Source organism: Mesorhizobium sp. M7A.F.Ca.CA.003.01.2.1 (genome assembly GCF_003998945.1).
In the GTDB taxonomy this organism is placed as follows: Bacteria; Pseudomonadota; Alphaproteobacteria; order Rhizobiales; family Rhizobiaceae; genus Mesorhizobium; species Mesorhizobium ciceri.
On the sequence record NZ_RZRA01001024.1, the window covers coordinates 1 to 1893 of the forward strand.

Below are 1893 nucleotides of genomic sequence, written 5' to 3' on the forward strand. Positions count from 1 at the left end.
ACCTTGCTCGCCGGCATCTTGGTTGGCGCGCTTTTCGGCATCGAGTTCCTTTGCCTCTATGTCGGCCTGGAGCATACGACCGTTGCCCGCAACACGCTGCTGGTCAACACCATGCCGTTCTGGATGCTGCTCGGCGGCCATTTCCTGCTCGGCGAGCAGATCACGTTGAGAAAATTCCTTGGCCTGCTGCTGGCCTTTGCCGGCCTTGCCGCGGTGTTTTCCGACAAGCTTGGCGGCGGCGGAGACATGCTGTTCGGCGATCTGCTGAGCCTTGGCTCCGGATTCTTCTGGGCTTTGACCAACATCCTCATCAAGCGGTCGAAGCTGGTCGAGGCGAGCGCCGAGAAGCTGCTGCTTTACCAGCTCGCCGGGGCAGCGATCGTGGGCGTATTGGTGCTGCCTCTCGCCGGCCCGCCCGTTCGCGACCCGACCGTGCTGCCGACCTTGGCGCTGCTTTTCCAGGCGGTCTACATCGTCGCCTTCACCTATGTGCTGTGGTTCTGGCTGCTGCGGCGCTATCCGGCGTCAGGCCTGTCCAGTTTCACCTTCCTGTCGCCGGTTTTCGGCGTGCTGTGCGGAGCCATGTTCTTGAATGAGCCGCTGACCATGCGCATTTTCCTGGCACTTGGCCTGATTGCCGCCGGCCTGATCATCGTCAACCGGCCGGCGCGCAAGCTGACGCCGGTGTAAGAGAGACCTTCATGCGTGACATCCTCAACGACCTCGAAGCGGGCAAGTATCTCTCCGACCCGGATCCTGTGCGCCGCGCCCAGATCCAGATGAAGACGCCTCTGCCCAAACGCTTCTACAAGGCCGCCTCTGTGGCACCTATCGACAATGGCTTTGCCGTGCATCTCGACGGCAAGCCGGTGCGGACGCCGGGCAAGGCGCTGCTGGTGCTGCCGACCGAGGCAGCAGCCGCGCTCGTCGCCGACGAGTTCGCCGCCCAAAGCGAGACCATCGATCCGGTGAAGATGCCGGTGATGCGCCTCGTCAACACGGCCATCGATGGCGTCGCCAGCGACCCGCAGGCGGTGCTGGAGGATATCCTGCGCTTTGCCTCATCCGATCTCACCTGCTATCGCGCCGACGCGCCGCAAGGGCTGGTGGAGCGGCAGAACCAGCATTGGGATCCGGTGATCGACTGGGCGAGGACGCTCGGAGCCCGCTTCAATCTGGCCGAGGGCATCATCCATGTCGAGCAGCCGCGCGAGACCATCGCCGTGCTGGGCAGCCATCTTGCCCAGCGCGCCGAGCCGCTGCGGCTCGCCGCCATCCATGTGATGACGTCGCTGACCGGTTCGGCGCTGCTGGCGCTGGCTGTCGATTTCGGCGAGATCGACGCTGAGGCTGCCTGGGCCGCTGCTCATGTCGACGAGGACTGGCAGATCGAGCATTGGGGGCAGGATGCGGAGGCCGTTGCCCGCCGCGCGGCTCGCAAGCGCGACATGATGGCTGCCGCCGGCCTGCTGCAAGCGCTCAAGGGCTAGGGGTTTCCCAACTCGCCCGGTTTCATCCCGCAGCGCACCTAATACCAAAGTCATAATCCCAAAGACGCGCTGCCTTTGGCGGGCGCTTTCTGTCATTTTTCCCGAATGGCTGTCGTTGAGTCCGTGCTCGGAGGAGAACGCGGACAGTGTCGCGCAGCATTGAGAACGGGTCTCACGGGAGGATAACGCAATGGCAATAGCATCGACCGCCGGCGGAACAAGCCGCGGCATGACGCGGGAAGAGAAGAAAGTCATCTTCGCTTCCTCGCTCGGCACCGTTTTCGAATGGTATGATTTCTATCTTTATGGCTCGCTGGCGGTGTTCATCGGTTCGACCTTTTTCAGCCCAGCCATTCCGGAAGCGACCCGCAACATTTTCGCGCTGTTGGCTTTCGCCGCAGGC

2 protein-coding genes and 1 pseudogene are annotated in these 1893 nt (G+C 63.1%); all 3 read left to right on the forward strand.

From position 1 onward, the window contains the following. The coding region (locus EN969_RS29130; protein WP_164758596.1) for a DMT family transporter at positions 1-690 on the forward strand (690 nt) is incomplete at its 5' end. An 11-nt stretch (positions 691-701) separates the two neighbouring features. Continuing rightward, positions 702-1490 (forward strand): ATP12 family chaperone protein, encoded by a 789-nt coding sequence (locus EN969_RS29135; RefSeq protein ID WP_063168064.1) that lies wholly within the window; start codon positions 702-704, stop codon positions 1488-1490. A gap of 190 nt (positions 1491-1680) precedes the next feature. Further along, positions 1681-1893, forward strand: a pseudogene (locus tag EN969_RS29140) (MHS family MFS transporter); the annotation flags it as partial.

What these genes read in the sequence shown, in the direction of transcription:
- EN969_RS29135 (WP_063168064.1), top strand. Translation starts at nt 702, where the DNA reads ATGCGTGACATCCTCAACGACCTCGAAGCGGGCAAGTATCTCTCCGAC.